The sequence below is a fragment of the Helcobacillus sp. ACRRO genome (assembly GCF_022347125.1).
Classification (GTDB): Bacteria; Actinomycetota; Actinomycetes; order Actinomycetales; family Dermabacteraceae; genus Helcobacillus; species Helcobacillus massiliensis.
Genome location: NZ_JAKRNG010000002.1, coordinates 104022 through 130345, shown reverse-complemented (window position 1 = coordinate 130345; position 26324 = coordinate 104022). Strand labels below are relative to the sequence as shown.

The following is a 26324-nucleotide window of genomic DNA, read 5'->3' as shown; positions in this document are numbered from 1 at the left end:
CTCCTTCGAGGAGCACCGCGCAGCACGGGGCGGCGTGGCAGAGTAGAGGCCATGACTGAGCCCCCGCAGCAGTTGGCCGCGACCGCCGCCGAAACCACCCCGGAGAATCCGTGGCCGGTGCGGCTGCTCAGTGTCAACGTGCGCGACTACATCAACCGCATGTCGCCCCTGTGGGTGATCGGCGAACTCGTGCAGGTGAACATGCGCCGCGGAGCCGGCCTGCACTTCCTGACCCTGCGCGACACCGACACCGACGCCTCCTTCACCGTCCCCATCCGCGACAACGTCCTCCAGCAGTCCGGGATGGAGCCGACCCAGGGCGCGACCGTTGTGGTGCGGTGCAAGCCCACCTTCTGGAGCAAGCGCGGCACCCTGCAGCTCGAGGCGTCCGATATCCGCCCCGTCGGGCTCGGTGAGCTGCTCGCCCGCCTGGAGAAGCTGAAGCGCACCCTTGCGGCGGAGGGCCTGTTCGACCGGGGCCGGAAGAAGCCGCTGCCGTTCCTGCCGCACACCATCGGCCTGATCTGCGGGCGCGCCTCCGCCGCCGAACGGGACGTGGTGGTCAACGCGGAGAAGCGGTGGCCCGCCGTTCGATTCGAGATCCGCGAAGTCGCCGTCCAGGGCACCAAAGCGGTCAGCGAGGTGAGCGCGGCACTGCGCGAACTCGAAGCGCGCCCCGAGGTGGAGGTCATCATCATCTCCCGCGGCGGCGGCTCCATGGAGGATCTGCTGCCGTTCTCCGACGAGTCCCTCGTGCGCCTCGCCGCCGGCGCCGCCACGCCGATCATCTCCGCCATCGGCCACGAAGTGGACACTCCCCTGCTGGACCTCGTGGCGGATGTGCGCGCGTCCACGCCGACGGATGCCGCGAAGATCGCGGTGCCGGACATGATGGCCGAACGCGAGCACGTGGAGCTGGCCCGCACCCGCCTCAGGTCCGCTCTGCGCGCCCGCATCGACCGGGACGCACAGAACCTGCAGGCGCTGCGTTCCCGGCCCGTGTTCGCCCAGCCGCACACCATGCTCGGTGCGCGATCCGATGAGCTGCGCTCCCAGATGTCGATGGTGCGCACCATCATCCATGCGCGCCTGCAGCGCGCCGGTGACGAGATCTCGCACCTGCGGCGGCAGGCGCGGAGCCTGTCACCGCTGGAGACGATGCGGCGCGGCTACGCGGCCGTGCAGCTGAGCGATGGCACCGTCATCACCGACCCCGTCAGCGCCCCCGACGGCACCCGCCTGTCCATCCGCATGGCCGAGGGCCGCATCGGTGCGGTCAGCACCGGCTCTGATGACCGCACGGCACCCGTCGGCCCCACTGATTCACCCGAGGAGGACCCCGCATGAGCACCAGCACCCCCGACGACCCCCAGTCCCCCGAGCTGCCGGAGGACATCCGCGCGCTCGGCTACGAGCAGGCGCGCGACGAACTCGTCGGCATCGTCCAGCGCCTCGAATCCGGGCAGGGCGGGCTGGAGGAGTCCATCGCACTGTGGGAGCGCGGCGAACTGCTGTCCACGCGCTGCCAGCAGTGGCTCGACGGCGCCCGCGAGCGCCTCGACGCCGCCGTGCAGCGCCAGCAGGCGCAGAGCACCGACCAGCAGAACTGACCCGCAGCAGTGCCGACCGGCAGCCGTGTCCGGCCGGCGTCGCCGCTGCGGCAGGGCGCGGCCCGCTCAACGGTGCGCGTCTCACTCCCACCGGGCGCCTTTGGCGAGCGAGTACGGCTGGGGCATAGGCTCGTGCCATGACTGAAACGAAGCGGATCCGCGCCGCCATCGCGGGCTACGGCAATCTCGGACGCAGCGCGGAGAAGCTCATCCGCGCCCAGGATGACATGGACCTGGTGGGCATCTTCTCCCGCCGCAGCTCCCTGGACACCGACACCCCCGTGTTCCCCGCCGATTCCGCGGCCGAGCACACCGACGACATCGACGTGGTGCTTCTGTGCCTGGGATCCGCCACCGACATCCCCGAGCAGGCCACCGGCTGGGCGGAGCTGTTCACCACCGTGGACACCTACGACAACCACGCCGACATCCCCGGCCACCGCGCCCGCATGGACGCCGCGGCACGTGCGAACGGGAACACCGCCATGGTCGGCACGGGCTGGGACCCGGGCCTGTTCTCCGTAAACCGCACCATGGCGGAGGCGCTCTTCCCCAGCGCGCAGCAGAACACCTTCTGGGGCCTCGGCGCCTCCCAGGGCCACTCGGATGCGGTCCGACGGGTGCCGGGTGTGCAGCGCGCCGTGCAGTACACGATCCCGTCGGACGACGCCCTGCAGGCCGCCCGCCGCGGTGACGGCGCCGACATCACCGCGCACACCGCTCACCGCCGCGAAGTGGTTGCGGTGGCGGAGGAGTCCGAGCAGGAGCGGATCCGCGAGCAGATCGTGACGATGCCGAACTACTTCGAGCCGTACGAGACCACGGTCGAGTTCGTCAGCGTCGAGGAGTTCGAGAAGAACCATCAGGGCCTGCCGCACGGCGGCCGCGTCATCACCACCGGTGACCTCGGCGGGTCCCTGTCCACGGTGGAGTTCTCCCTGGAGCTGGAGCGCAACCCGGACTTCACCGCGGCCGCGCAGGTCGCCTACGCCCGCGCCGCCGCCCGTATGAACCGCTCGGGCCAGGTCGGTGCGTTCACCGTGCTGGAGGTGGCGCCGTACCTGCTGTCGCCGACTCCGCTGGATGAGCTGATCGCCCGCGACGTCTGAGAGTGCGCCCTCGGCGCGTCACTGCGCGGTTCTCGCCGCCTTCTCGGCGAAGGCGGCCGTGTCCTCCCGGTTCGTTCCCCCGTACACCACGAAACCGGAGTCGCCGGTGTCGCAGCCGAGGGCGATGCGCTTGTCGTCGCCGTCGAACCATTCGCAGTCGGCGCCGCCGATCTGCTGCTCCTCACCACTGGCTCGGTACTCCCCGCCCATCAGCTGGGTGATCGCGGGCCCGTATTCGGATCCCTGCACGAAGGTCAGCAGTTCGCCGCTCGCTGAGCGCTGCTGCACGGTCCACGTGCCGGACTCACCGGAGCCGCCCTGCCGCGCTTTGATGGGCCGCCACCCCTCCCCCATCTCGGGCTTCGCCACGGGGAACGGCAGGGTCTCCTGGGCGCGGCCGGCGGACTCGGCGATGTTCACGGTGGTGACGGACCCGGCCGACGGCTTCTGCTCATTGTCACGGCCCAGCCCCACCACGGCCACGGCGATGATCGCCGCCAGGATGAGGTTCAGGCCCATGGCCCACGCCATGTTCTTGACGGAGGTGTTCTTCTTCGTGGGCAGTTCCCGCTTCTTCGGCGGCGCCTGATCAAGCGATGGGTCGGACATGGCTGACATTGTGACAGCACCACCGGGCGGTGGGCGACTCCGTGCGACCCGCTCCACGAACCACCGAGCCGGTGAGACAATCACCGGTGTGATGACTGATTCCTCTTCCGACCAGCACCCCGTGCAGATCCTGACCATCGGCGAGGCCCTCACCGACATCGTCCACCGCCCCGGCCAGTCCCCCGAGGAGCACCCCGGCGGCTCTCCGATGAACGTGGCGGTCGCGCTGGGGCGCCTCGGCCACGACTCGCACCTGCTCACCCACCTCGGCACCGATGAGCGCGGCAGGCGGATCCGCACCCACCTCGCCGACTCGCGCGTCACGCTCACAGCCGGATCCGTGCAGGAGGGCGCCACCTCCACCGCCCGCGCCGACATCGCAGAGGACGGCGCCGCCGAATACGAGTTCGACCTCGACTGGTCCCCGAACCCCGTCGGCCTCCCCGACTCCCCCGCAGCGGTGCACACCTCCTCCATCGCCGCCACCCGCTCCCCGGGCGCTTCCGTGGTGCGCGAGGAGATCCAGCGCCTCCACCCCCACGCGCTGATCTCCTACGACCCCAACGCCCGCTCCGCCCTCATGGGCGAAGCAGCCGATGTCCGCGGCGTCATCGAAGCGAACGCCGCTCTCGCCGACGTGGTCAAGGCGTCCGACGAGGATCTCCAGTGGCTGTACGGCGCCGGCGAGGAGGAGCGCGCGTGTGCGGCGTTCCTGCAGCGCGGTGCGCTCCTGGCCGTCCTCACCCGCGGGGCCGACGGAGCCACCGCGTTCACCGCTGCCGGCCGCATCGACGTGCCCGGTGCTCCCACCGACGTCGCGGACACCATCGGGGCGGGCGACACCTTCTCCGCCGGCCTGATCGACGGCCTGGTGCGGCTCGGTGTGCTGACTCCGTCGGCCGGCGGCGCTGCCGACGGGGCGGGCGAGGCCGCCCGTGAGCGCCTCACCGCCCTCGGCGCCGAGCAGGTGACGGCCCTTGTCCGGCATGCCGCTCAACTCGCGTCGGTGACGGTGAGCCGCACCGGCGCGAACCCGCCGTGGCTGCACGAGATCGGGGATAGGCTGGATGGGTCGCTCGCCGGCCCCTCCGGCACCAGCACCAGTAAGAAAGTTGAGCAATGACGCAGGCTGACCAGACTGACTACCGCATCGAGCACGACACGATGGGCGAGGTGCGGGTGCCCGCTTCGGCCCTGTACCGCGCGCAGACCCAGCGCGCCGTGGAGAACTTCCCGATCTCCGGCCAGGGGCTCGAAGCCGCCCACATCCACGCCCTCGCCGAGGTGAAGAAGGCCGCGGCCCGCGCCAACGCCGAGCTCGGCACCGTGGACCAGCAGATCGCCGACGCCATCGTCGCCGCGGCCGATGAGGTCATCAGCGGTGAGCACGACGACCAGTTCCCGATCGACGTCTACCAGACCGGCTCCGGCACGTCCTCGAACATGAACATGAACGAGGTGCTGGCGACCCTCGCCTCGAAGGCGTCCGGCCTGGAGGTCCACCCGAACGACCACGTCAACGCCTCCCAGTCCTCCAACGACGTCTTCCCGACGTCAGTGCACGTCGCCGTCACCGCGTCCGTGGTGCGCAACCTGCTGCCCGCGCTCGACCACCTCGCCACCGCGTTCGAGGACAAGGCCGAGAAGTGGAAGTCCGTGGTGAAGGCCGGTCGCACCCACATGATGGATGCGACCCCGGTGACCCTCGGTCAGGAGTTCGGCGGCTATGCCGCTCAGATGCGCTACGGCATCGAGCGCGTCGAAGCGGCTCTGCCGCGCACCGCTGAGGTGCCGCTGGGCGGCACCGCCGTCGGCACCGGCATCAACACCCCGGTCGGCTTCCCGCAGGCCGTCATCAAGCACCTCGGCGGCCAGACCGACCTGCCGCTGACCGAGGCCCGCAACCACTTCGAGGCGCAGTCCGCCCGCGACGGCCTCGTGGAGATGTCCGGTGCGCTGCGCACCATCGCGGTGTCCCTGACGAAGATCAACACTGACCTGCGCTGGATGGGCTCCGGACCGAACACCGGCCTCGGCGAGATCGCCATCCCGGACCTGCAGCCCGGCTCCTCCATCATGCCCGGCAAGGTGAACCCGGTGGTGCCGGAGGCCATGATGATGGTGTGCGCGAAGGTCGTCGGCAACGACGCCGCCGTCGCCTGGGGCGGCAGCCAGGGCGTGTTCGAGCTCAACGTGCAGATCCCCCTCATGGGCACCTGCGTGCTCGAGTCGATCCGCCTGCTCTCCAACGCGATGCGGGTGCTCGCGGACAAGACCGTGGACGGTCTCGTCGCCAACGAGGAGAAGGCCCGCTTCTACGCGGAGGCCAGCCCGTCGATCGTGACGCCGCTGAACAAGCTGATCGGCTACGAGAGCGCCGCGAAGATCGCAAAGCACGCCGTCGCGGAGCGCATCAGCGTCCGCGAGGCCGCCCTCGACCTCGGCTTCGTGGAGCGCGGCGAGCTGACCGAAGAGCAGCTCGATGATGCTCTGGACGTGCTGTCGATGACCGCGCCGAAGGCCTGATAGCCCAGCGCTGGTCACCCGGCGCCGAATCCACCAGCGGCCGCCTGCAGGGATGCTGACGGCGGCCGCTTCGCTGTTCCCGGCAGCGGAGGAGCCCCGTACGCCGCCGCGAAGGACCCGTGCTGCGAGGCTCCGAACCGTGCACGTTCATAGAATCGTGACCTGGGCGGCAGGGCGCTGCCCACCGCGCTGATCCGCGCGGACCGCGTTGGAAGGACTCATCGCATGGCCACCGCAAGCACTCCGTCCCACACCGCCCACCTCGCCGCCGTCGCCGACCGGCAGCCCACCGAGCCCGGCATCGCCCCCTACGCCCCCGTGGAGGAGATGGAGTTCGCCGACGGCTCCACCGCCCGCTGGGGCGACGGTGACTTCCTGGTCACCCTCGACGTCCTCATCTCCGCCGGCACCGACCCGCAGGCGCTGAGCGACGCTGCGGACCGCATGGATCAGAAGTTCCGCACCCTCACCCAGAACCCGGAGCACCCGGACACAGGCCGTCACGGCCTCGACGGCGGAGCGTCACTGGAATGGACGGAGCACCCGTCGGGCACCGCCCTGGAGGCGAGGATCACCTCCGGCGGCGAGGACGGCCTGGACTCCGCCGAGGCCGCCTACGAGTGGCTGGTGTCCCACTGCGAGGGCCACCCCCTGACCGTCACCTACGGCGAGACCTGGACCCACCGCAAGGGCTGAGCGCCCACCACAGCACCTGGCGAGCCGAGCAGCCGCATCTCATCATCGCGACGAGGTGCGGCTGCTGTGCACGCAGCCGGCGGCTCACCACCGTGATCATGCTCGAGCGCTCCGATCAGGGAGCCGGCTGGTCGAGGACACGGGTGACGAGCTCCGCCACCGGGGAGCGCTCGGAGCGTCGCAGCGTCACGTGTGCGAACAGCTCCTCGCCCTTCAGCGCCTCCACGACCGATGCAATGCCGTCGAAGCGGCCCACCCTGAGGTTGTCGCGCTGGGCGACGTCGTGGGTGAGGACCACGCGGGAGTTCTGACCCACGCGGCTCATCATCGACAGCAGCACGCCTCGCTCCAGCGACTGCGCTTCGTCCACGATCACGAACGCGTCGTGGAGGGAGCGGCCGCGGATGTGGGTCAGCGGCAGCACTTCGAGCATGCCGCGGGAGATGACCTCATCCACGATCGAGTCGGACACCATCGAGCCGAGGGTGTCGAACACGGCCTGCGCCCACGGCCCCATCTTCTCGTCCTGGTCGCCGGGGAGGTACCCGAGCTCCTGCCCGCCCACCGGGAACAGGGGGCGGAACACCATGATGCGGCGCTGGGTGCGGCGCTCCATCACGGCTTCGAGGCCGGCGCAGAGGGCGAGGGCGCTCTTGCCGGTGCCGGCGCGGCCGCCGAGCGACACGATGGAGACGGCGTCATCCAGCAGCAGGTCCACCGCGATGCGCTGCTCCGCGGAGCGGCCGGTGACGCCGAACAGGGTCTGATCCGCGGGGATGACCCGCATCTGGTTCATGTGGACCACCCGGCCGAGGGCGTTGCCGCGACCGGAGTGGATCTTCAGACCGGTGTGCAGCGGCAGGTCCCGCTTGTCCTCCGGCAGGTCGATCGTTTCGCCGGCCCACAGGCCCTGCATGTCGTCGTCGCTGATGTGGACCTCTTCGATGCCGGTGTAGCCGGCGTCGTGGGCGAGCTCCGCGCGGTACTCCTCGGCGCGCAGGCCGGAGGCGCTGGCCTTGATGCGCATCGGGACGTCCTTGGAGACGAGGGTGACCTCGTGCCCTTCGTCGAGGAGGTTCTTGGCGGCGGCGAGGATGCGGGTGTCGTTGTCGGCGAGGCGGAAGCCCGGCGGGAGGCTGGAGGTGTCCTGGTGGTTCAGCTCCACGCGCAGGGTTCCGCCCTCGTCGGAGATGGGGACGGCGGTGGCGAGGGACCCGTGCTTCTCGCGGAGGCGGTCCAGCGAGCGCAGCGCCTTGCGGGCGAAGAACCCGAGGTCGGGGTGGTGGCGCTTGGCCTCCAGCTCCGTGATCACAATGATCGGGAGCACGATCTCGTGCTCTGCGAAGCGGTACAGCGCGCCTGGGTCCGAGAGGAGGACTGAGGTGTCCAGAACATAGATCATGCCCTGAGCGTAGGTCGGCGCGAAGGGGCTCCCGGACATGTCCCGGTGGGCGCCGATGAGAGTTCATGGGGGCTTGGGCCCCGGTTAACCGGGGCGGTGGGCCGGGTTCAGGCTCCGTAGCGGCGGTCGCGGCCGGCGAACTCCTCGAGGGCCGCATCCAGGTCCTGCTCGCTGAAGTCCGGCCAGAGCGTCTGGGTGAACACCAGCTCGGTGTGGACGCACTCCCACAGCAGGAACCCGGACAGGCGCTCCTCACCGGAAGTGCGGATGATGAGGTCCGGGTCGGGCTGGCCGGCGGTGTACAGGTGGTCGGCGACGTCCTGTTCGCTCAGGCGCGCGATCGCCTCCATCGGGTCGGCGCCGGCGGCGACGGCATCGCGCAGCGACGTGCGCACGGCGTCGACGATTTCGCGGCGGCCGCCGTACCCGACCGCGAGGTTCACCCGCATGTCCCGGCGGATGTCTGCGCCGTCGATCGCGGCGCCGATCCGCTGGCGGGAGGCGACGGGGATCAGGCTGAGGTCGCCGATGATGCGGATGCGGAACCCGTCGGCCGCGATGTCCTCCACGGTCGCGGCGATGATCCCGAACAGCGCCTGGAGCTCGTCGGCGGGGCGGTTCGCGTTGTCGGTGGACAGCATCCAGATGGTGCCCAGGGCGATGCCGCGCTCGTCCATCCAGCGCAGCACATCGCTGATGCGGCGGGCGCCCTCCCGGTGGCCATCGGCGGTGGAGAGGCCGCGGCCCTGCGCCCACCGGCGGTTGCCGTCGATGATGACCCCGACGTGCTCGGGCGCGGCGCTCGCAGCCGGCGCTGCCGGCTCCTCGGCGCCGCGGGCGTGCTGCGGTCCAGCCGCTCGGGTGCGGGGCGCGCTGGCGGGTGCTGCCACGGGTCCTCCTGTCGGCGCGTCGGATGGGGTGGGGCCCATTCTTCCCGATCGGGGCGGCCGACGGGTGCCGCTCCCCCATCCATGCCCCGGGCGTGCACAACATGCTCACAAAAAAAAGGGGGCCCGGGGCCGCTGAGCGGACGGGCGTGCACCGCGGACCAGGCGGTGGTCCCCGGCGGCCGGGCGGGGTGCGGTCGGCTAATATGACCGCATGGTCACCACACCGCACGAGGGGTCCCACCCCGTTGTTTCGGCGCGCGCCGGAGCGAACCGGGCGCGCGACTTCGCCGCGCAGAAGTTCAGCATCGCCGCGGGTGTGGTGCCGAAGCCGAAGCTGCGCGGCTGGATCCACCTGTTCGCGTTCCCCAGCGCCATGATCGCCGGGCTGATCCTGGTGGCCCTCGGCGGGACCCTCGCGGCCCGCCTGTCCACCGTGGTGTTCATCGCGACGGCCGGTCTGCTGTTCGGCGTCTCCGCCACGTACCACCGCGGCACCTGGGCGCCGAAGCGGGCCCTGATGCTCAAGCGGTTCGACCACGCGAACATCTTCATGATCATCGCCGGCACGTACACCCCGATCGCGGTGTCACTGCTCAACCGGCATGACGCCACGGTGCTGCTGTCCGTTGCGTGGGCGGGCGCCGCGCTCGGTGTCGCGTTCCGCCTGCTGTGGACCGGTGCGCCGCGCTGGCTGTACGTGCCGGCGTACGTGGCGCTCGGCTGGGTGGCCGTGCTGTACATGCCGCAGCTGCACGCCGGCGGAGGCTGGCCGGTGGTGGGCCTGCTGATCGGCGGCGGCATCGCCTACACGCTCGGTGCGGTGGTCTACGGACTGAAGCGACCGGACCCGGTGCCGGAGGTGTTCGGCTTCCACGAGATCTTCCACAGCTTCACCGTGATCGGCTTCGTCTGCCACCTCATCGCGGTGTGGATCTCCGTGGTCTGAGCGAAGGACCTCAGTCGGATCAGGCGCGGTCCTCGGGGCCGTCGGGAAGGTCCACGTCATTCTCCTCGGACCGGAGCTCGGGGCCTTCGCCCTCGTCAGCAGCGCGCGCGGGCTCAGAGCCCTCGGTGGAGCTTGCCTGCGCATCGCGGGCGGCCATGCGCGCCGCCACGTTCTCCCGCGCCGAGGACCGACGGATGCGGCGGCCCATGTCCCACGCCAGCAGCACGAGACCGCACGCCATGATGAAGAACACGATGAACCCCGGCAGGCCGGGGGTGATGGTGGCGGCGTTCATGTCCTCCGGCGGGACCGTGGAGGACGGCGATGGCGACGGGGTCGAGTCCGCCAGAACGGTGCCGGCAGCGACGAGCAGGCGATCGGCGATCATCATCACGAACGGAGTCCTTCGAACAGGTCGTCTTCCGGAATCGTCACCGGAATGCGGGAGAAGTGCAGGGTGTAGGCCTCCCACGGCCACACGAGGCGGCGCACCTCATTGGAGACCCAGAAGAACATGCCCTCCGGATCCACCTGGGTGGCGTGCGCCAGAAGCGCCCGGTCGCGGTACTCCAGGTAGTCGGAGACGTCCACCTTGGTGGTGATCGGGTTCTGCCGCAGCCCCTTGTACCAGGACAGGCGCTCCTCGTACGGGGAGTCGAGGCCACGCTCCAGGTAGTACTCGTGGAACTCGTTCGCCTCCACCGCCGACATGCTCATGTTGTAGTACAGCTTCGAGATCTCCCACGGCTCGCCGAGCTCCGGCCGATAGGTGGGATCGGCGGCGAGCTCCCACGCCAGGATCGAGATCTTGTGGGTCATGATGTGGTCCGGGTGCGGGTAGTGCCCGTTCTCGTCATACGTGGTGAGCACGTGCGGGCGGCGCTCACGGATCAGCTGCACGAGGGGGCGTGCCGCCTCTTCGGTGCGCAGGAGCGCGAAGCACCCGTCGGGCAGGTCGGGGACGGGGTCCCCTTCGGGCAGGCCGGAGTCCACAAAGCCGAGCCACACGTGGTCGGCCCCGAGGACGTCGCGGGCCGCTTCCATTTCGCGGCGGCGCACGGCCGTGAGGTCCGCGAGCGCGTCGGGGTCATCCGCCATCGCGGGGTTGAGGATGTCTCCGCGTTCGCCGCCGGTGCAGGTGACGATGGTGACGTCCACCCCCTCGTGCACATACTTGGCGACGGCTGCCGCACCCTTGGACGCTTCGTCATCCGGGTGGGCGTGCACGGCCATCATGCGCAGCTTCTCGCGTGCGGGGCGGCTGTCAGCGCTCAATGTCTCTCCTAGCAGCAGAGGTCCTGGTCCCATGACACAATAGCCGCATGCACGCCACCGAGTCCCGTTCCGAACGCCTGGCAGAGCGCTACGGCACGTCTCGCTCCGCTGGCCGCACCCTCGCCGCCCGGATCGGCATCGGAATCCTCGCTCTGGTGTTCCTCGCGACCGTCATCTGGGTGGGTCTGGTGGTCTCCTCCTCATCTCCGGTGAAGGTCACCACCACCGGCTACACCCACGTGTCCGATACGCAGATGCGGGTGAGCTTCGAGCTGAACACGAAGCCCGGCACCGCGGTGCGCTGCAGTGTGGAGGCGCTGAACGGGAACCGCGGCCAGGTGGGCTTCACCTCGGTGGAGGTTCCGCAGCAGAGTGAGCGGGTCTCCCACCATTCGGTGGTGGTGACCACTCAGCAGCCGGCGGTGTCCGGCGTCGTGAAGTCCTGCACTCCCCTCTGATCCGCACCTGCGCGTCCGCGCTGCGCCCGTGCCGGGCCGCGCGCCCGGATCCCTGTCCGCTCGCGGGAGTCCACCCCGTCGGCCGACGGGTTCTGTGACGAGGATCAGGGTCATTCGGACACATGTGCGCTACAATGGTCGTCAACGCGGAAGCGAAACCTCAGGACGCATGCTTCGTCATGTGTCCTTTTTCGTTGGCATGCTGACCGCGATGCCGCGGGCGCACGGCCGCCCTCCCGCCGCACAGATGCGAGGGAGCTGTCGTGGGTGCGCACCGCCACTCAGACTCGACTGTCCATTGAACTGACCCAGGAGAACAACGATGAGCGAGAACCAGCAGGGTGCCTGGCTGACCCAGGACGCCTTCGACCGACTCGAGGCAGAGCTTGCGGAGCTCGAGGGTCCGCGCCGCTCCGAGATCGTGGAGCGCATCTCCGCTGCTCGCGACGAGGGCGACCTCAAGGAGAACGGCGGCTACCACGCCGCCCGTGAGGAGCTCGGCAAGCTGGAGGGCCGCATCGAGGAGCTCACCCACCTGCTGAAGACCGCGGTGGTCGGCGAGACCCCGAAGGATGACGGCGTGGTGGAGCCCGGCATGGTCGTCACCGTGGAGATGGCCGGCAAGGAGCGCACCTTCCTGCTCGGCAACCGCGAGATCGCCGACGATGACGAGACCCTGGAGGTGTTCTCCTCCGAGTCGCCGCTCGGTCAGGCCATCTCCGGCTCCAGCGTCGGCCAGAAGATCGACTACACCGCACCGAACGGCAAGTCGATCCCCGTCACGATCGTGCGCTGCAGCCCGTACGATCCGAAGCGCGCCAAGTGACGCACCGATGAACTGACGAGCAGAAGGGCCGCATCCCCACGGATGCGGCCCTTCTGCTCTGTCGGCGGCTGGTTCGCCGGTGTCAGGACTGGTCAGCGGCGTGCACACCGGTCGCCAGGAACTCCTTGTGGCGCCGCTCCAGTTCCCTGTAGTGCTGCTGCGCGGTCTCGTCCACGCCGAGGTCCGGGGCGGGGTCACGGCCGGTGAAGAAGAGGTACAGCGCGTTGATGAACGCCAGGAACGGGATCGCGAACAGGGCGCCCGTGATGCCGGCGATCATCGCGCCGCCCGCGACGCCGAGGAACACGGCCAGGGGGTGGAGCTCCACAGCGTGTCCCATCAGCAGGGGCTGCAGCACGTTGGATTCGAGCTGCTGCACCAGGATCACCACGCCCACCATGATGAGCGCGATGATCGGGCCCTGCAGCACAAGGGCGATGAGGCAGGCGATCGCACCGGAGGCGACCGCACCGACCAGCGGCACGAAGCTGAACAGGAACACGATCAGCCAGATCGGCACCGCATACGGAGTCAGCGGGGCGGAGCTCGGAGCACCGGTGGCGCTGAGCACCAGGTCGATGATCACGAAGCCGAGTGCGATGCCGGTGGCATCCACAGCCGCCACCAGCACCTGGGTGCGCACGTAGGCGCTCAGCGCCTTCCAGCCGCGGCGGAAGCCCTCGTGCACGGTCGGGCGGGACTGTGCCGGGAACAGGCCCACGATCCAGCGCCACACGCTGTGGCCGGAGCTGAGCAGGAAGAACAGGGTGAACAGGGCGATCAGCAGGCCGGTGCCGACATTGCCGACCGTTGCGGCGGTCGCGACCGCACCGTTGACGATGGCGCCGGAGTTGGCCTGCAGCTTGTCCACCAGTTCACGCTGAGCCTCCGACACGGCCCCGCTGTCGATGTTGAGGGTGGTGGTGGCGAAGTCCCACAGCTCGTTGAAGCCCTTGACGGCGGCATCGGAGATGTCCTGCCAGGACGCGACGAGCTGACGGCCCGCCAGCACGAACATGCCGACCACCACGATGATCAGGCTGAGCAGCGCAATGGCGGCCGCGGCGGCGCGCGGAAGGAACGTGTGCTGTGTGAGCATCCGCACCAGGGGGTTCAGCAGGGAGGTGAGGAGGATCGCGACCAGGACGGGGATCACCAGTCCGGACAGCATCCCCATGCCCTTCACGATGAGCCAGAGGCTGGCGACGATGACGATGAACCGCCACGCCCAGGCCCCGGCCCGGCGGATGCCGAGGGGAATCTCACGGGTCTCCTGACCGGCCGCGCCCTGGATCGAGGTGACCGGCTGCGCCAGGCGCTGGACCTGCCGCTGACGCGAACGCTTGGCTGCTTGCATGGAATCATGCTCCTTCATCTGCGGGAGGCCATCCTACCGCTGGGGCCCGTGGTGTCCGGACCCCATCGGCCGCCCACCGCGACGTGCTGACGCGAGGCGGCGCATACGGCGCCACAGGCGATTATGACAGAACGGACACGGCGTCCTCATGAGGGCCGATGATGGACAATGGCACCATGACCATCAACATCGCCCCCTCCCAGCGCTCCACGGTCGGCATCGAATGGGAGATGCTGCTCGTGGATCGGGACTCCGGTGAGTCGCGCCAGTGCGCGCCGTCGCTGCTGCAGTCCGTCCGTGACGTCCACGCGGGCACCTCCGGTGTGGTCGGCGAACTGCTGCAGAACACCGTGGAACTCGTCACCGACGTGTGCAGCACCGTCGCCGAAGCCGGTGAGGACCTCGCCCGCTCCCTGCAGCGCGTCCGCGAAGCGGGCGAACCCCTGCGGGTGGACGTCACCAGCATGGGCGCGCACCCCTACTCGCGGTGGGCCGACCAGATGGTGACCGACGATGCCCGCTACTCCACTCTCGTGGACCGCACCCAGTGGTGGGGCCGGCAGATGACGATCTACGGCGTGCACGTGCACGTCGGCATCGACCACCCGGCGAAGATGCTGCCGATCACCAACGCGCTGCTCACGTACCTCCCCCACCTGCTGTGCCTGTCGGCCTCCTCCCCCTACTGGCAGGGCGAGGAGACCAGCTACGCCTCCAACCGGTCCCTCATGTTCCAGCAGCTGCCGACAGCGGGCCTGCCGCACATGTTCACCGAATGGCCGCAGTACGAGGCGTACATCAACGACATGACCACGATGGGGGTGATCGAGGAGGTCAACGAGATCCGCTGGGACATCCGGCCGGTCGCCGCCTTCGGCACCATCGAAGTGCGGGTCAGCGACGGACTGCCGTCCCTGCAGGAGGTCCTCGCCGTCGCCTCCCTCGTGCAGTGCCTCGTGGACGACTTCAGTGAGCGCCTCGACCGCGGAGAGGAGCTGCCGGTGATGGCGCCGTGGCAGATCGCGGAGAACAAGTGGCGCGCCGCCCGGTACGGGATGGACGCGATCCTCGTGCTCGACCGCAACAACCGCGAAGAGCTGATCACGGACGCCCTGCCGGAGCTGATGGACCGCCTCGCCCCCGTTGCTGAACGCCTGGGGTGCACGCGCGAGTTCGAGGGGCTGAACCGCATCACCGAACTCGGTGCGTCCTATCAGCGACAGCGCAAAGTGGCGCACCAGCGGGGCCTGCCCGCGGTGGTCAAGCACCTCGTGGCCGAGACGGACGCCGGTCATCCGCTCGCACCAGAGCAGACCGCCTGATCTGCGACCTTCGGACGACGGCTCCGCCGGTGGCTGCTTCCTAGACTGAGAGCATGACCGATGCTGCTCTTCAGATGCAGGACCTGCAGAAATCCTTCGCCGGTGTCCCTGTCGTCCACGACCTGTCCCTGTCCATTCCCCGCGGCTCGCTCTACGGGATCGTCGGCCCGAACGGCGCCGGCAAGACCACCGCCCTGTCGATGGCCACGGGTCTGCTGCGGCCCGATGCGGGCACCGCGCTGATCCTCGGCACCGATGTGTGGCAGCAGCCGACGGAGGCGAAGCGCCAGGTGGGCGTCCTCGCGGACGGCCTGCCCGTGTTCGACCGCCTCACCGGCCGCGAACTGCTCACCTACACCGGTCTGATCCGCGGCATCGATCCCGCGACAGTGGAGCAGCGCACCGATTCGCTCCTGGCAACCCTCGGCCTCGCCGATGCCGAGGGCAAACTGATCGTCGACTACTCCGCCGGTATGACGAAGAAGATCCTTCTGGCGAACGCGCTGCTGCACGCGCCGCGCCTGCTGGTGCTGGATGAGCCGCTCGAAGCGGTGGACCCGGTCTCAGCGCAGACGATCCGCTCCGCACTGTCCAGCTATGTCGCCTCCGGCGGCACCGTGGTGATCTCTTCCCACGTGATGGAACTGGTGGAGGGGCTGTGCAGCCACGTCGCCATCATCACCGACGGCGCTGTCCGCACCGCTGGCACCCTCGATGAGGTCCGCGCCGGCGGCACCCTGCAGGAACGCTTCCTCGAACTCGCCGGCGGTCAGGCCTCCCAGGGGGATCTGTCGTGGCTGAACCAGTGACCCCCGCTCCCGCCGAGGGCGGCTCCTCCGCTGCCGTGCACACCGCCGGGCCCGTTCCGCTGCCCGGCGAGGGCGGCGACGCGCCCGCGAACGGGAAGGCGCCGTCGCTGACACCGCTGCTGATGAAGCTGCGGTGGACGATCACGCTGCGCCGCGCCCGCGCCACGCTCGCCGCCACGATCGGCGGCGCGATCGGTGTGCTGTATGCGCTGGGCGCGCTCGCGTTCGGCGGCCCCGCCCTGATCACGTCCGCGTCGGTGTCGGAGATCGGCGGGACGTTCGCGCCGACCGCGGTCGGCATCGGCGCGCTGCTCGTGCTCACCTGGCTGCTCGCGCCGGCCGTGGTCTCCGGCGCTGAGGACGCGCTCTCGCCCGCGAAGTTCGCGATCCTGGGCCGACGCGGCCGCGACCTCCAGCTGCCGATGCTGATCGCATCGCTCATCTCCCCCGCGATCATCCTGACCGCACTGGCGATCGGTGTGCTCGGCGCCGCGCAGACGGTCATGCTGGTGCGGTTCCTCGCGGAGCGGCCCGCCGGTGCGATCAGCGGACTGGTGCTGCTGCTGCCGTCCCTGCTGGCAGGCCTGGCGATCTGCATTCTGCTGCCGCGCGCGATCGACGCGTTCCGCTCCACCCGCCAGTCCAGTCGCCGCAGCCGCGAGCTCGCGGCAGGTCTCGGCATCATCGGCCTCCTGGTGGGGCTGTACGGGTTCTCCCTCATCTCCAACGCGATCGCGGAGAGCCCGTCGGTCATCGACACGATCGTCCACTACGCCCTGCTGGTCCTGGGCGTCATCGCCTGGACCCCGCTGGGGGCGCCGTTCGCGATCCCGATGGACCTGCTGGAGGGCCGGTACGTGGCCGCTGTGGTGCGGATGCTGATCGCCTCGGTGACGATCGCTGTGCTGTGGCTGTGGTGGCGCCGCTCCCTGGAGCAGGCGCTGACGCAGGCGCTGCAGGGCGACAGCGCCGCGAAGTCGGAGAAGGTGACGGCGCTCGTACCGCGGTTCCTGCGCTCCGCGCCGTTCGGAGCATCCGTCGGCCGGTCGCTGAAGTACATGCGCCGCGACGCCCGCTACTCCATGGGCCTGCTGGTCCAGCCGGTGATGGTGGCGTTCATGGTGGGAATGTCGGTGATGTCGAACAATCCGTCGATGGCGATCCTCGCAACCGTGGTGGTGGCGTGGATGGCGGGTCTGCTGATCTACAACGACATCGGGATGGACGGCCCCGCGAACTGGGTGAACATCGTGGCCGGCATCCGCGGCCGCACCACCCTGGCGGCCCGCGCCGGAGTGTCGCTGATGTGGGCGGTTCCGATGCTGATCATCGTGACGGCCGTGATCGGTGTGCTGCACGATCTCGGCGGATACGCGGGTGTTCTGCTGCTGAGCGCGCTGGGCGTTGCCCTGTCGGGGACCGGCATCGGTGTGGCGACGGCCGCGTTCCTTCCGTTCGCGGCGCCGAAGCCCGGCTCGATGAAGAACTCCTCACCGATGGCGGCGTGGCTGCCCACCCTGGTGTCGATGCTGGTGACGTGGCTGCCGATGCTGCCGGCCATGGCGCTGATCGGTGCGAGCTTTGCGTTCGGCCAGTACCTCGCCTGGATCGGTGCCGTGATCGCCCTGGTGCTCGGTGCTGTCACCCTGTGGGCCGGCATCGTGCTCGGCGGGCGTCAGCTGGACCGTCACTGGCCGGAGGTGGCGCAGAAGGTGAAGACCTTCATCGGCTGAGGGGTGCTCAGGCAGTGCGGGGCAGGTCCGCTGCCATGACAATGGCGTCCATGGCGCCGGCCGCGGTCCGGTAGTAGCCGCGGCGCACCCCGAGCTCCTCGTAGCCGGCTTCCCGGTAGAAGGCGCGGGCGCGCTCATTGTCCTCACGGACCTCCAGCAGCATGCGCTCTGCGCCCTCGGACAGCGCGGTCTCCTCCAGGTTCGCCAGCATCGCCTGCCCGATCCCCTGCCCGGGGCGGGTGGTGCCGATGGTGTGCAGGTCCGCGGTGTCGCCGGCGAGCATGATGCCGGCGTAGCCGATGATCTCCTCGCTCTCCGGGTCCACGGCCGCAATGTAGCGGCGGTCGCGGTGGCCGATCTCTTCGGCGAGCATGAAGACGTCCCACGCTTCGTCCGGGAACAGCGCGAGTTCGAGGAACGCGATCGCTTCGATGTCCTCGGGCTCCACAGGGCGCAGCAGCGCCGGGACGCTCATCGCTTCCCGAGCGTGGATTTGCGGCCCGTGGGCTTCGCCGCGTCCGGCTCGCGCAGGTACAGCGGGTCCGTGGAGCCGAGCTCGTCACCGTCGCGCACCTGCTGGTTCGCGGCGCGGATGAGGAAACCGGCATCAACATGCCGCAGGTCCGCGGTCGGCGGCAGCTGCTCGGCGTACAGGTGGGCGCCGGCGCCGACGAGCGCGTCGCACCCCGTCAGGTCAGCGGCTGCATCGGCGGGTGCGGCGACCGTCGGCCCCAGAGTGCGGTGCACACGCACCTGCTCCCCCGCATGCTCGATGCGGTACGCGGCGGCGTACACCTCGCGCCGGCGGGCGTCCAGGGCCACACCGACGGTCCCCGCGAGGGGATCCTGCTCGGCGGCCTGCAGCGCCAGCGCATCCAGGGAGCACAGGCCCCGCAGGCGCAGCCGCAGGACCGCGGCGATCGACCGGGCCGTCACGAGGCCGACCCGCAGGCCGGTGAACGGGCCGGGCCCGCGGCCCACCACGACCTCGGTGAGGTCGGAGCGGGCGGCTCCGGCATCATCCATCGCCGATTGGATCAGCGGCAGCAGCACTTCGTCATGGTGGCGGGCGCGGTCATCGGTGCGCACAGCGAGGATGCGGTCCCCGTCGGCCACCGCGACCGACACGGCACCGGAGGTGTCGATGCCGAGGATCATGCGCTCGTCTCCTGGTGGTGGTCGCGGACTGTCAGGCCGGCCCCGCGGAACCGGTCGGCGAGGTGCGCGAGGTCGATGTCCTCATAGCGCGGCCCCGTCTGGGTGATGACGATGGTGCGCGGCTCCTCCGGGTCATCGACGTCGCCCGCCGGGTCCGCACCCTCGGCGCGGGTCAGCTGCACACTGCGGTAGGAGTCGGTCAGATGCTCCACCCGGTCGCGGCCCCACTCCACGAGCATGACGGAGTCCTGCAGGTCGGAGTCGAGGTCGAGGTCCTCGATGTCCCAGTCGTCGTCGAGGCGGTAGGCGTCCACGTGGACGAGGCTCGGCCCGTCCCCGAGCGGCGGGTGCACGCGGGAGATGACGAACGTGGGCGAGGCGATGGTGCCGCGCACGTTCATCTGCGATCCGAAGCCCTGCGTGAACGTGGTCTTGCCGGCGCCGAGGGGGCCGTCCAGCACGATCAGGTCACCGGCCTGCGCCTGCTCAGCGAGGATCTGCGCGACTCGGCGGGTCTCCTCGGCCGTGCTGGTGTCGACCTGGACGCTGGTGGCGGTGATGGGGATCTGCGCGGTGTCATCCGCCGGCGAGCCCGCCGCACCGGACGCGTCAGTGCCGGCCGAGGGGGCGGCCGACGGGTCCGTCAGCGTGGACTGGTCCACGATCGTCCACGTCTTCTGCTCCCGCGGTTCCAGTGCGCCGGGCAGGGCGTCGTCGTGGACCGGTGCGGGGCCGGCCTCGTCTGCGATCGGCTCAAGGTTCTCGGTGGGGGGCTCCTGGCCTGTCCGGACGGGGCGCTCCGCGCTGGCTGCAGAGGGGACGGTGACGCGGGTGCCGCCGGTGACCGGCGTCGGCGGGGACTGCACGTAGTCGGCGTCGCTCGAGGCGCCGCCCGGCATCACCGGGGCGGGTGCGGCGTCGGGCGCTGCGGTGGCCCCCGCAGCCGGAGCGTCTCCGACCGCGGTCGGCGCAGGGTCAGCGGGCTCGGTCGGCGCGGCGCCACCCTCAGCGCCGGCCTCAGCGTCAGGGCCGGCAGTCGCGGCGGGGTCAGCGCCCGAGTCGGAGTCACCGGCCGTGGATGAGTCATCTGCGGCGCCGGTGTCCTCGTCCTCGTCGGTCAGGTCGAGGACCACACGGCTCACCCGCGCATTGATCGAGGTCAGCACCTCGTAGGAGATGGTGCCGGCGGCCCTCGCCCAGTCCTCCGCCGTGGGAACGTCCGGGTTCGCGGCCGGGTCACCGAAGATGATCGCCTCATCACCGGCGTGCGCCGTGGAGGAAGGGCCGAGGTCCACCACCATCTGGTCCATGGAGATCCGCCCCACCTGCGGGACCACCTTCATGCCCTCATCGGTGCGGACCGCGACCCAGCCGCGACCGGACGCCGCCCGGTGCAGGCCGTCGCCGTAGCCGATGCTCAGCAGGCCCAGGTCCGTGCTCTCCGCACAGGTGTAGGTGGCGCCGTACCCGGAGGTCTGGCCCGCCTGGACCGTCTTGATCTCCGCCACGCGCGTGGTCAGCGTCATCGCCGGACGCAGGTCCAGGTCCGTCTCCACCGGCGGGTAGCCGTACAGCGCCACGCCCACCCGCGCCATGTCGCAGTGCGTGTCCGGGCGGGTCAGGGCGGCGGCGGAGTTCGCAATGTGGCGCAGCGGGATCGGGCCGACTTCGTCGGCGAGGGCGTCGCACGCCTCTGTGAACACCCGCATCTGCTCATCGATGGAGGGGTCGCCGGGAACGTCAGCGGAATGGAAGTGGCTCATCGCGCCGATCGCATGCAGGTAGTCGCTGCCGCGGATCATCGTCGTCATCTTCGGCAGGTCCTCCGGGAGCACACCGCCGCGGCCCATCCCGGTGTCGATCTTCAGGTGCACACGGGCGCGGCGGTCTGCGGTGCGTCCCGCGTCCGCGACCAGCTCGAGCAGTTCGTAGGAGCCGACGCCGATGTCGATGCCGGCGCTGATCAGCTCCGGCAGCACGTCCAGAGCGGTCGTCGGGTCGAACAGCCAGGTGAGGATCGGAACATCGAACCCGGCGCGTGCCAGGCCGAGCGCGGATCCGGGATGCGCCACCCCGAGCCAGGTGGCGCCGCCGGCGATGGCGGCCTCGGCCGCAGCCATCATGCCGTGGGAGTACCCGTCGGCCTTCACCACCGCCATCAGCGCGGTCTGCTCATCGAGGGCGGAGCGGATCTGCCGGGCGTTGTGCCGGATCGCGTCCTTGGAGATGCGGGCCTTCGGAGGGGCGATACCGGGCTCCTCGGCGAACGGGGCGGGTGACGCTGCGGTCTCAGTCATCGAGTGATTTCCTTCTTTCCGCTGCGACAGATGCCACAGCAAGACGACCGTCATGGCTCAGCGAGAGGTGCAGGGCGCTCACGCCCTCCCGTACGGCGGTGGCCAGCGCGTTGCCGCGCAGAACCAGGTAGGGGCGGTCCGTCGCGGTCTTGCGGACGATGACGTCCTGCCACGAGAGCTCCCCCGGGTTGCCCAGAGCCTTACCGGTCGCTTCCTTCGCGGCGGCGCGGGCCGCCAACGATGCGAGGGACAGTCCGCGCTCTTCGGGCGCGAACAGCCGTTCCTTCAGTCGTGGAGTCCGGGCGAGCATCGCCTCGAACCTGTCGATGTCGACGATGTCCACACCCACCCCGGCGAGCCGGGACTCGGGTTCGGGTTCGAAGGCGAGCTCCTCGCCATCTCGAACGTCGTGGGCCCGTGACATGCCGCCAGTGTAGCCAGCACGGCGTGGGGACGACAGCGGAGCCACCGGGCACCCGTCGGCTCCGTGGCCGAGGGCACCTCCAGCGGCGCCGGTCGTGAGCACCCCGCGGGGCGCTCAGAAGGGTCGGATCACTCGACGGTGACGGACTTGGCGAGGTTGCGCGGCTGATCCACGTCCAGGCCCTTCGCGGTGGCGAGCTCGCAGGCGAAGATCTGCAGCGGAATGATGGTCAGCAGCGGCGCGAACAGGGTGCGGGTCTGCGGGTAGCGGATCACCACATCCGAGTACGGCAGCACGTCCTCATCGCCCTCCTCCGCGATCACGAGGGTGCGGGCGCCGCGGGCGCGCACCTCCTGAATGTTGGAGACGACCTTCGAGTGGAGGGAGTCGCGGCCGCGGGGGCTGGGCACCACCACGAACACCGGCTGACCGTCCTCCACCAGGGCGATCGGGCCGTGCTTGAGCTCACCGGCGGCGAAGCCCTCCGCATGGATGTACGCGATCTCCTTGAGCTTCAGCGCGCCCTCCAGCGCGGTCGGGTAACCGACGTGCCGGCCGAGGAACAGCACGCTGGTGGCATCGACCATGTCGCGGGCGAGCTGCTCCACCTGCTCGGAGCCGTCCAGGACCTGCTGGATCTTCGCGGGGATCTGCTCCAGGTCGTCCAGGACGGCCTGGATCTCGTCGCCGTAGAAGTTGCCGCGCACCTGCGCGAGGTACAGGCCCAGGAGGTAGCAGGCGGAGATCTGCCCCAGGTACGCCTTCGTGGAGGCGACGGCGATCTCCGGGCCCACATGCAGGTAGATCGCAGCATCGGACTCGCGCGGGATGGTGGAGCCGCGGGTGTTGCAGATCGCGACGACCTTCGCGCCCTGCTCCTTCGCGTGCCGCACCGCCATGAGGGTGTCCATGGTTTCGCCGGACTGGGAGATCGCCACCACAAGGGTCTTCGGGCTCACGATCGGGTCGCGGTAGCGGAACTCATGCGCGAGCTCCACCTCCACCGGGATGCGGCACCAGTGCTCGATGGCGTACTTGACGACCTCACCGGCGTTCGCCGCGGTGCCGCAGGCGACCACGATGATCTTGTCGATGCTGCGAAGCGTGGACTCCTCGATGAGCATGTCCTCGAGGGTGAGGCGGCCGTTCTCAAAGCGGCCCACGAGGGTGTCGGCGATGGCCTCGGCCTGCTCGTGGATCTCCTTCGCCATAAAGGAGGCGTAGCCGGACTTCTGGGCTGCTTCGGCGTCCCATTCGATGGTGTAGGTCTTCGGGTCGGCGACGGGCGTGCCGTCGAACTCGATGACGTCGACGCTGTCGGCGGTGACCGTGACGATCTGGTCCTGGCCGATCTCCATCGCCTGCTTCGTGAAGTCCACGAACGCGGCGACATCGGAACCGAGGAAGTTCTCGCCCTCGCCGAGGCCGATCACCAGCGGGGAGTTGCGGCGGGCGGCGACCACGCGGTCCGGGGCGTCCTCGTGGATCGCCAGGAGGGTGAAGGCGCCTTCGAGGCGGCCGACGGTGTTCTTCATCGCCTCGGTGAGGTCACCGGTGGCGGCGTATTCGCGGGCCACGAGGTGGGCGGCGACCTCGGAGTCGGTCTGGGAGGAGAACTCGTAGCCGTCGGCCAGCAGTTCGTCCTTCAGCGGCGCGAAGTTCTCGATGATGCCGTTGTGCACGAGGGCGAGCTCGCCCTTCTTGCCGCCTCGGTGCGGGTGGGCGTTGGCATCCGTCGGCCCGCCGTGGGTGGCCCAGCGGGTGTGCCCGATGGAGACGTTCGAGGGCGTCTGCTCGGAGCCGGCGACCTCCTCCTTCAGGTTCTTGATCTTGCCGGCCTTCTTGAAGACGTCGACCTCGTCCTCACCGAGGACGGCGACACCGGCGGAGTCGTATCCGCGGTACTCCAGCCGGGTGAGACCGGCGAGGACGACGTCGATGGGGCGGCTCGAGGCCTCGGGGCCGACGGGCCCTGCGTATCCAACAATTCCACACATGCCAGAAACGATAGCGGTGCCGCACCTGTGCGCAGCCGGATGGAAGCGGGCGCGTCGGAGTGATAGATCACGGATCGCCCCCGGCCTGCTCGAGCCTGCGGAGCGCTTCGCGCGAGCGTGCAGAAGTGAGCATCCGCCGCGTCCGTGGAACAATGGTGGCTGTGACTGTGCACGACCATGCGAGCCCATCCCTCTCCCCCTTCACGGAGATCGCCCGCGACGACTGGGCCTCCCTGTCCGGTGAGACGCCGCTGCCGCTGACCGCGGACGAGATCGAGACGCTGCGCGGCCTCGGCGACCGGCTCGACATGGACGAGGTCAACAAGGTGTACCGGCCCATCTCCCGCCTGCTCAACCTGCAGGTGCAGAACGCGCAGTCCATGCGGGACGTGCGCAACGAGTTCCTCCATCAGAACGCACGGCGCACCCCGTACATCATCGGGGTCGCCGGCTCCGTCGCCGTCGGCAAGTCCACCACGGCGCGCCTGCTGCGGGAGCTGACGGCGCGCTGGCCGGAGACGCCGCGCGTGCAGCTGGTGACGACCGACGGGTTCCTCTATCCCACCGCGGAGCTGAAGCGCCGCGACATCATGCACCGCAAAGGGTTCCCCGAGTCCTACGACCGCCGCGCGCTGCTGCGGTTCGTCGCGGATGTGAAGAGCGGCCAGGGCGAAGTGCTGGCGCCGGTGTACTCCCACATCAGCTACGACATCCTGCCGGACGAGTTCGTCCGCGTGCAGCGGCCGGATGTGCTGATCGTGGAGGGCCTGAACGTGCTGCAGGCGCCGCGGGTGCGCGCCGACGGCCGGGTCGGCATCGCCGTCTCCGACTACTTCGACTTCTCCGTGTACGTGGACGCCCGCGAGGACGACATCCGCCGCTGGTACATCGAACGCTTCCTGTCGCTGCGCGCGACCGCGTTCGCGAAGGAGGACAGCTACTTCCGCCGCTACGCCGACCTCGGTGACGATGAGGCGCGCGCAACCGCCGCGCACATCTGGGACACGATCAACGGTCCGAACCTGCGGGAGAACGTGCAGCCGTCCCGCGGCCGCGCCGACCTGATCCTGCGCAAGAGCTCGGACCACGAGGTCCGCTCGGTGCTGCTGCGCCGCATCTGATCACCGCAGCCGCCTCGGCGTGCGCGGCGCCGTCCGAAGCGGGCCGACGGCTCCCGGCCTCAGTGGTCGCTGGCCAGCGCCAGCACCCAGAACCCGGCGATGCCGAACAGTGCCGCGGACAGCCCGATGATGCGCAGGCGGCGCACCACCTCCGGCGGCAGGCCCAGCAGCCGCGCAGCCGCACTGAGGAGGACGCCGAGGACGGCGATGACGAGGAACGCGATGCGCAGCGGCTGCATGGGGTGAACTCCCGAGTGCTCGAACAGAAGGGGCAGGGTGCGGGGACAGATGTGTGGGCGGGCCCGAGCCGGGCCCGCCCCATGGATGATCGGGCGCGCAGGCCCGTTCGGATCAGAGCGCCAGGCGCTCCTTGACCACGGCGGCGAGCTTCTCGCACACCTCGCTGGCCTGCTCATCGGTCGGGGCCTCGACCATGACGCGCACCACCGGTTCGGTGCCGGACGGGCGCAGCAGAACACGGCCGGTGGTGCCGAGCTGCTTCTCCGCGTCCTTGATCGCGTCCATGACCCCGGCGTCGATGTTGGCGCGGGTCTTGTCCACGCCCTTGACGTTGATCAGCGACTGCGGCATCCGCGTCATCACCGTGGCGAGCTCTGCCGCGGACCTGCCGGAGGTGACGAGGCGCTGCAGCAGGTGCAGGGCGGTGAGCTCGCCGTCACCGGTGGTGGCGTACTCGGTCATGACCACATGGCCGGACTGTTCGCCGCCGAGGCGGTAGCCGGCGAAGTTCATCTCTTCGAGCACGTAGCGGTCGCCGACTGCGGTCTGGGCGAGCTGGATGCCGTGCTCCTGCATGGCGAGCTTCAGGCCGAGGTTGCTCATCACGGTGACCACGAGGGTGTTCTGCGGCAGCTTGCCGCGCTCCTGGAAGTCGACGGCGAGGATCGCCATGATCTGGTCGCCGTCGATGACGGTGCCGTCAGCATCGACGGCGAGGCAGCGGTCGGCGTCGCCGTCGAAGGCGACACCGAGGTCGGCGCCCTTCTCCTTCACGGCGGCCTGCAGCTGCTCCAGGTGGGTGGAGCCGATGTCCTCGTTGATCTGCTTGCCGTCGGTGCGGTCACCGATGACATGCACGGTGGCGCCGGCGGCTTCCAGCACCTTCGGGCCGGTCTCGTAGGCGGCGCCGTTGGCGCAGTCCGCCACCACGGTGACGCCGTCCAGGCGCGAGTCCAGCGTGGACAGCAGATGGTTGACGTAGGCGTCCACGGCGCCGTCGAAGCGGGTGATGGAGCCGACCGCGGTGCCCTGCGGACGCTCCCAGTCCTCCCCCATACGCGCTTCGATGGCGTCCTCGACCTCGTCGGGCAGCTTGGTGCCGCCGCGGGCGAAGAACTTGATGCCGTTGTCCGGATGCGGGTTGTGGGAGGCGGAGACCATCACGCCGAGGTCGGCACCGGTGGACTCCACCAGGTACGCGAGGCCCGGGGTGGGCAGCACACCGGCGTCCTCCACGTCCACGCCGGCGGAGGCGAGGCCGGCGGCGATGGCGGCGGAGATGAAGTCGCCCGACGGCCGCGGGTCGTGCGCGATGATCGCGCGGGGCTTCGTGCCGTCCTCGTGGAATGCGCCGAGCTGGCCGAGCACGTGCGCTGCGGCGACAGCGAGCTCAACCGCGAGCTCCGCGGTGATGTCCTTGTTGGCCAGTCCTCGCACACCGTCGGTGCCGAACAGTCGCGCCATTGTCTCCTCCATCTGGTGGGGCAGTCGTATGCCGTCGCGGCGCCCCGGTGGGGGC

26 protein-coding genes are annotated in these 26324 nt (G+C 69.9%); 13 read left to right on the top strand and 13 right to left on the bottom strand.

Going from position 1 to position 26324, the window contains the following annotated elements:
- Positions 1 to 51: 51 nt before the first annotated feature.
- From xseA to MHY20_RS01390, 3 genes are all read left to right on the top strand, one after another.
- Entirely contained in the window at positions 52 to 1347 is a 1296-nt protein-coding gene (xseA, locus tag MHY20_RS01400) for an exodeoxyribonuclease VII large subunit (RefSeq protein ID WP_239374040.1), read from the top strand.
- The gene (locus tag MHY20_RS01395; protein ID WP_183375471.1) at positions 1344 to 1610 is read left to right on the top strand and encodes an exodeoxyribonuclease VII small subunit; all 267 of its coding nucleotides are present in this window, start codon (positions 1344 to 1346) and stop codon (positions 1608 to 1610) included. Before xseA ends, MHY20_RS01395 begins: the two co-directional genes overlap by 4 nt.
- A 137-nt stretch (positions 1611 to 1747) precedes the next feature.
- Positions 1748 to 2719 carry a diaminopimelate dehydrogenase gene (locus MHY20_RS01390; RefSeq protein ID WP_239374038.1) on the top strand — a complete coding sequence of 324 codons (972 nt, stop codon included), beginning with the start codon at positions 1748 to 1750 and terminating at the stop codon, positions 2717 to 2719.
- A gap of 18 nt (positions 2720 to 2737) precedes the next feature.
- Here the strand turns inward: MHY20_RS01390 and MHY20_RS01385 are convergent, their stop codons facing one another.
- The gene (locus tag MHY20_RS01385; protein WP_239374036.1) at positions 2738 to 3328 is read right to left on the bottom strand and encodes a DUF4245 family protein; all 591 of its coding nucleotides are present in this window, start codon (positions 3326 to 3328) and stop codon (positions 2738 to 2740) included.
- A 91-nt stretch (positions 3329 to 3419) separates the two neighbouring features.
- Between MHY20_RS01385 and MHY20_RS01380 the strand changes: the two genes are divergently transcribed.
- The 3 genes from MHY20_RS01380 to MHY20_RS01370 all read left to right on the top strand — a co-directional run bounded on the left by MHY20_RS01380 (position 3420) and on the right by MHY20_RS01370 (position 6550).
- Complete coding sequence (locus MHY20_RS01380; protein WP_239374034.1) at positions 3420 to 4451, top strand: carbohydrate kinase; 1032 nt, start codon at positions 3420 to 3422, stop codon at positions 4449 to 4451.
- The gene (locus MHY20_RS01375; protein ID WP_183375479.1) at positions 4448 to 5854 is read left to right on the top strand and encodes a class II fumarate hydratase; all 1407 of its coding nucleotides are present in this window, start codon (positions 4448 to 4450) and stop codon (positions 5852 to 5854) included. Before MHY20_RS01380 ends, MHY20_RS01375 begins: the two co-directional genes overlap by 4 nt.
- A gap of 225 nt (positions 5855 to 6079) precedes the next feature.
- Entirely contained in the window at positions 6080 to 6550 is a 471-nt protein-coding gene (locus MHY20_RS01370; RefSeq protein WP_239374032.1) for a hypothetical protein, read from the top strand.
- A 115-nt stretch (positions 6551 to 6665) separates the two neighbouring features.
- On the opposite strand, the gene MHY20_RS01365 is transcribed toward MHY20_RS01370, so the two are convergent.
- Together MHY20_RS01365 and uppS are read right to left on the bottom strand one after the other, a co-directional pair.
- Positions 6666 to 7991 carry a PhoH family protein gene (locus tag MHY20_RS01365; RefSeq protein ID WP_239374029.1) on the bottom strand — a complete coding sequence of 442 codons (1326 nt, stop codon included), beginning with the start codon at positions 7989 to 7991 and terminating at the stop codon, positions 6666 to 6668.
- A gap of 68 nt (positions 7992 to 8059) precedes the next feature.
- Complete coding sequence (uppS, locus tag MHY20_RS01360) at positions 8060 to 8842, bottom strand: polyprenyl diphosphate synthase (protein WP_239374026.1); 783 nt, start codon at positions 8840 to 8842, stop codon at positions 8060 to 8062.
- A gap of 211 nt (positions 8843 to 9053) precedes the next feature.
- On the opposite strand from uppS, the gene MHY20_RS01355 reads away from it, so the two are divergent.
- Positions 9054 to 9788 (top strand): hemolysin III family protein, encoded by a 735-nt coding sequence (locus MHY20_RS01355; RefSeq protein ID WP_239374023.1) that lies wholly within the window; start codon positions 9054 to 9056, stop codon positions 9786 to 9788.
- A gap of 19 nt (positions 9789 to 9807) precedes the next feature.
- On the opposite strand, the gene MHY20_RS01350 is transcribed toward MHY20_RS01355, so the two are convergent.
- Together MHY20_RS01350 and mca are read right to left on the bottom strand one after the other, a co-directional pair.
- A complete protein-coding gene (locus MHY20_RS01350; RefSeq protein ID WP_239374020.1) occupies positions 9808 to 10179 on the bottom strand; it encodes a hypothetical protein in 372 nt (123 codons plus the stop codon).
- A complete protein-coding gene (gene mca / locus MHY20_RS01345; RefSeq protein WP_239374017.1) occupies positions 10179 to 11063 on the bottom strand; it encodes a mycothiol conjugate amidase Mca in 885 nt (294 codons plus the stop codon). The genes MHY20_RS01350 and mca overlap by 1 nt, the downstream gene beginning before the upstream one ends.
- A gap of 47 nt (positions 11064 to 11110) precedes the next feature.
- Here mca and MHY20_RS01340 point away from each other — a divergent pair, with 47 nt between their 5' ends.
- Together MHY20_RS01340 and greA are read left to right on the top strand one after the other, a co-directional pair.
- Entirely contained in the window at positions 11111 to 11521 is a 411-nt protein-coding gene (locus MHY20_RS01340; RefSeq protein WP_183375498.1) for a DUF4307 domain-containing protein, read from the top strand.
- Between the two features lie 322 nt (positions 11522 to 11843).
- A complete protein-coding gene (gene greA, locus MHY20_RS01335) occupies positions 11844 to 12347 on the top strand; it encodes a transcription elongation factor GreA (protein WP_183375500.1) in 504 nt (167 codons plus the stop codon).
- An 82-nt stretch (positions 12348 to 12429) separates the two neighbouring features.
- Here greA and MHY20_RS01330 read toward each other — a convergent pair whose 3' ends face one another.
- Complete coding sequence (locus MHY20_RS01330) at positions 12430 to 13704, bottom strand: AI-2E family transporter (RefSeq protein WP_239374014.1); 1275 nt, start codon at positions 13702 to 13704, stop codon at positions 12430 to 12432.
- Positions 13705 to 13880: 176 nt separating this feature from the next.
- On the opposite strand from MHY20_RS01330, the gene MHY20_RS01325 reads away from it, so the two are divergent.
- From MHY20_RS01325 to MHY20_RS01315, 3 genes are read left to right on the top strand one after another with little or no spacing between them, the layout of a single operon-like run.
- Entirely contained in the window at positions 13881 to 15026 is a 1146-nt protein-coding gene (locus tag MHY20_RS01325; RefSeq protein WP_239374011.1) for a glutamate--cysteine ligase, read from the top strand.
- A gap of 53 nt (positions 15027 to 15079) precedes the next feature.
- Positions 15080 to 15835 carry an ABC transporter ATP-binding protein gene (locus MHY20_RS01320; RefSeq protein WP_239374008.1) on the top strand — a complete coding sequence of 252 codons (756 nt, stop codon included), beginning with the start codon at positions 15080 to 15082 and terminating at the stop codon, positions 15833 to 15835.
- Entirely contained in the window at positions 15820 to 17568 is a 1749-nt protein-coding gene (locus tag MHY20_RS01315; RefSeq protein WP_239374006.1) for a hypothetical protein, read from the top strand. The genes MHY20_RS01320 and MHY20_RS01315 overlap by 16 nt, the downstream gene beginning before the upstream one ends.
- Before the next feature lie 7 nt (positions 17569 to 17575).
- Here the strand turns inward: MHY20_RS01315 and MHY20_RS01310 are convergent, their stop codons facing one another.
- From MHY20_RS01310 to glmS, 5 genes are all read right to left on the bottom strand, one after another.
- A complete protein-coding gene (locus tag MHY20_RS01310; protein ID WP_183375505.1) occupies positions 17576 to 18043 on the bottom strand; it encodes a GNAT family N-acetyltransferase in 468 nt (155 codons plus the stop codon).
- Positions 18040 to 18726, bottom strand: coding sequence for a tRNA (adenosine(37)-N6)-threonylcarbamoyltransferase complex dimerization subunit type 1 TsaB (tsaB, locus tag MHY20_RS01305; RefSeq protein ID WP_239374004.1), 687 nt, complete (start codon positions 18724 to 18726; stop codon positions 18040 to 18042). Before tsaB ends, MHY20_RS01310 begins: the two co-directional genes overlap by 4 nt.
- Positions 18723 to 21023: an alanine racemase gene (gene alr / locus MHY20_RS01300; protein ID WP_239374002.1), complete on the bottom strand. Its 2301-nt coding sequence runs from the start codon at positions 21021 to 21023 to the stop codon at positions 18723 to 18725. Before alr ends, tsaB begins: the two co-directional genes overlap by 4 nt.
- Positions 21016 to 21447: a holo-ACP synthase gene (locus MHY20_RS01295; RefSeq protein ID WP_183375511.1), complete on the bottom strand. Its 432-nt coding sequence runs from the start codon at positions 21445 to 21447 to the stop codon at positions 21016 to 21018. Before MHY20_RS01295 ends, alr begins: the two co-directional genes overlap by 8 nt.
- 128 nt (positions 21448 to 21575) lie before the next feature.
- Positions 21576 to 23444, bottom strand: a complete 1869-nt coding sequence (gene glmS / locus MHY20_RS01290) for a glutamine--fructose-6-phosphate transaminase (isomerizing) (protein WP_239374000.1) — start codon at positions 23442 to 23444, stop codon at positions 21576 to 21578.
- A gap of 161 nt (positions 23445 to 23605) precedes the next feature.
- On the opposite strand from glmS, the gene coaA reads away from it, so the two are divergent.
- On the top strand, positions 23606 to 24565 hold the full coding sequence (gene coaA, locus MHY20_RS01285) for a type I pantothenate kinase (RefSeq protein WP_239373998.1): 960 nt from the start codon (positions 23606 to 23608) through the stop codon (positions 24563 to 24565).
- 59 nt (positions 24566 to 24624) lie between these two features.
- On the opposite strand, the gene MHY20_RS01280 is transcribed toward coaA, so the two are convergent.
- Positions 24625 to 24804, bottom strand: a complete 180-nt coding sequence (locus MHY20_RS01280) for a hypothetical protein (protein WP_183375516.1) — start codon at positions 24802 to 24804, stop codon at positions 24625 to 24627.
- 112 nt (positions 24805 to 24916) lie between these two features.
- The gene (glmM, locus tag MHY20_RS01275; protein WP_183375518.1) at positions 24917 to 26269 is read right to left on the bottom strand and encodes a phosphoglucosamine mutase; all 1353 of its coding nucleotides are present in this window, start codon (positions 26267 to 26269) and stop codon (positions 24917 to 24919) included.
- Positions 26270 to 26324: the final 55 nt, after the last annotated feature.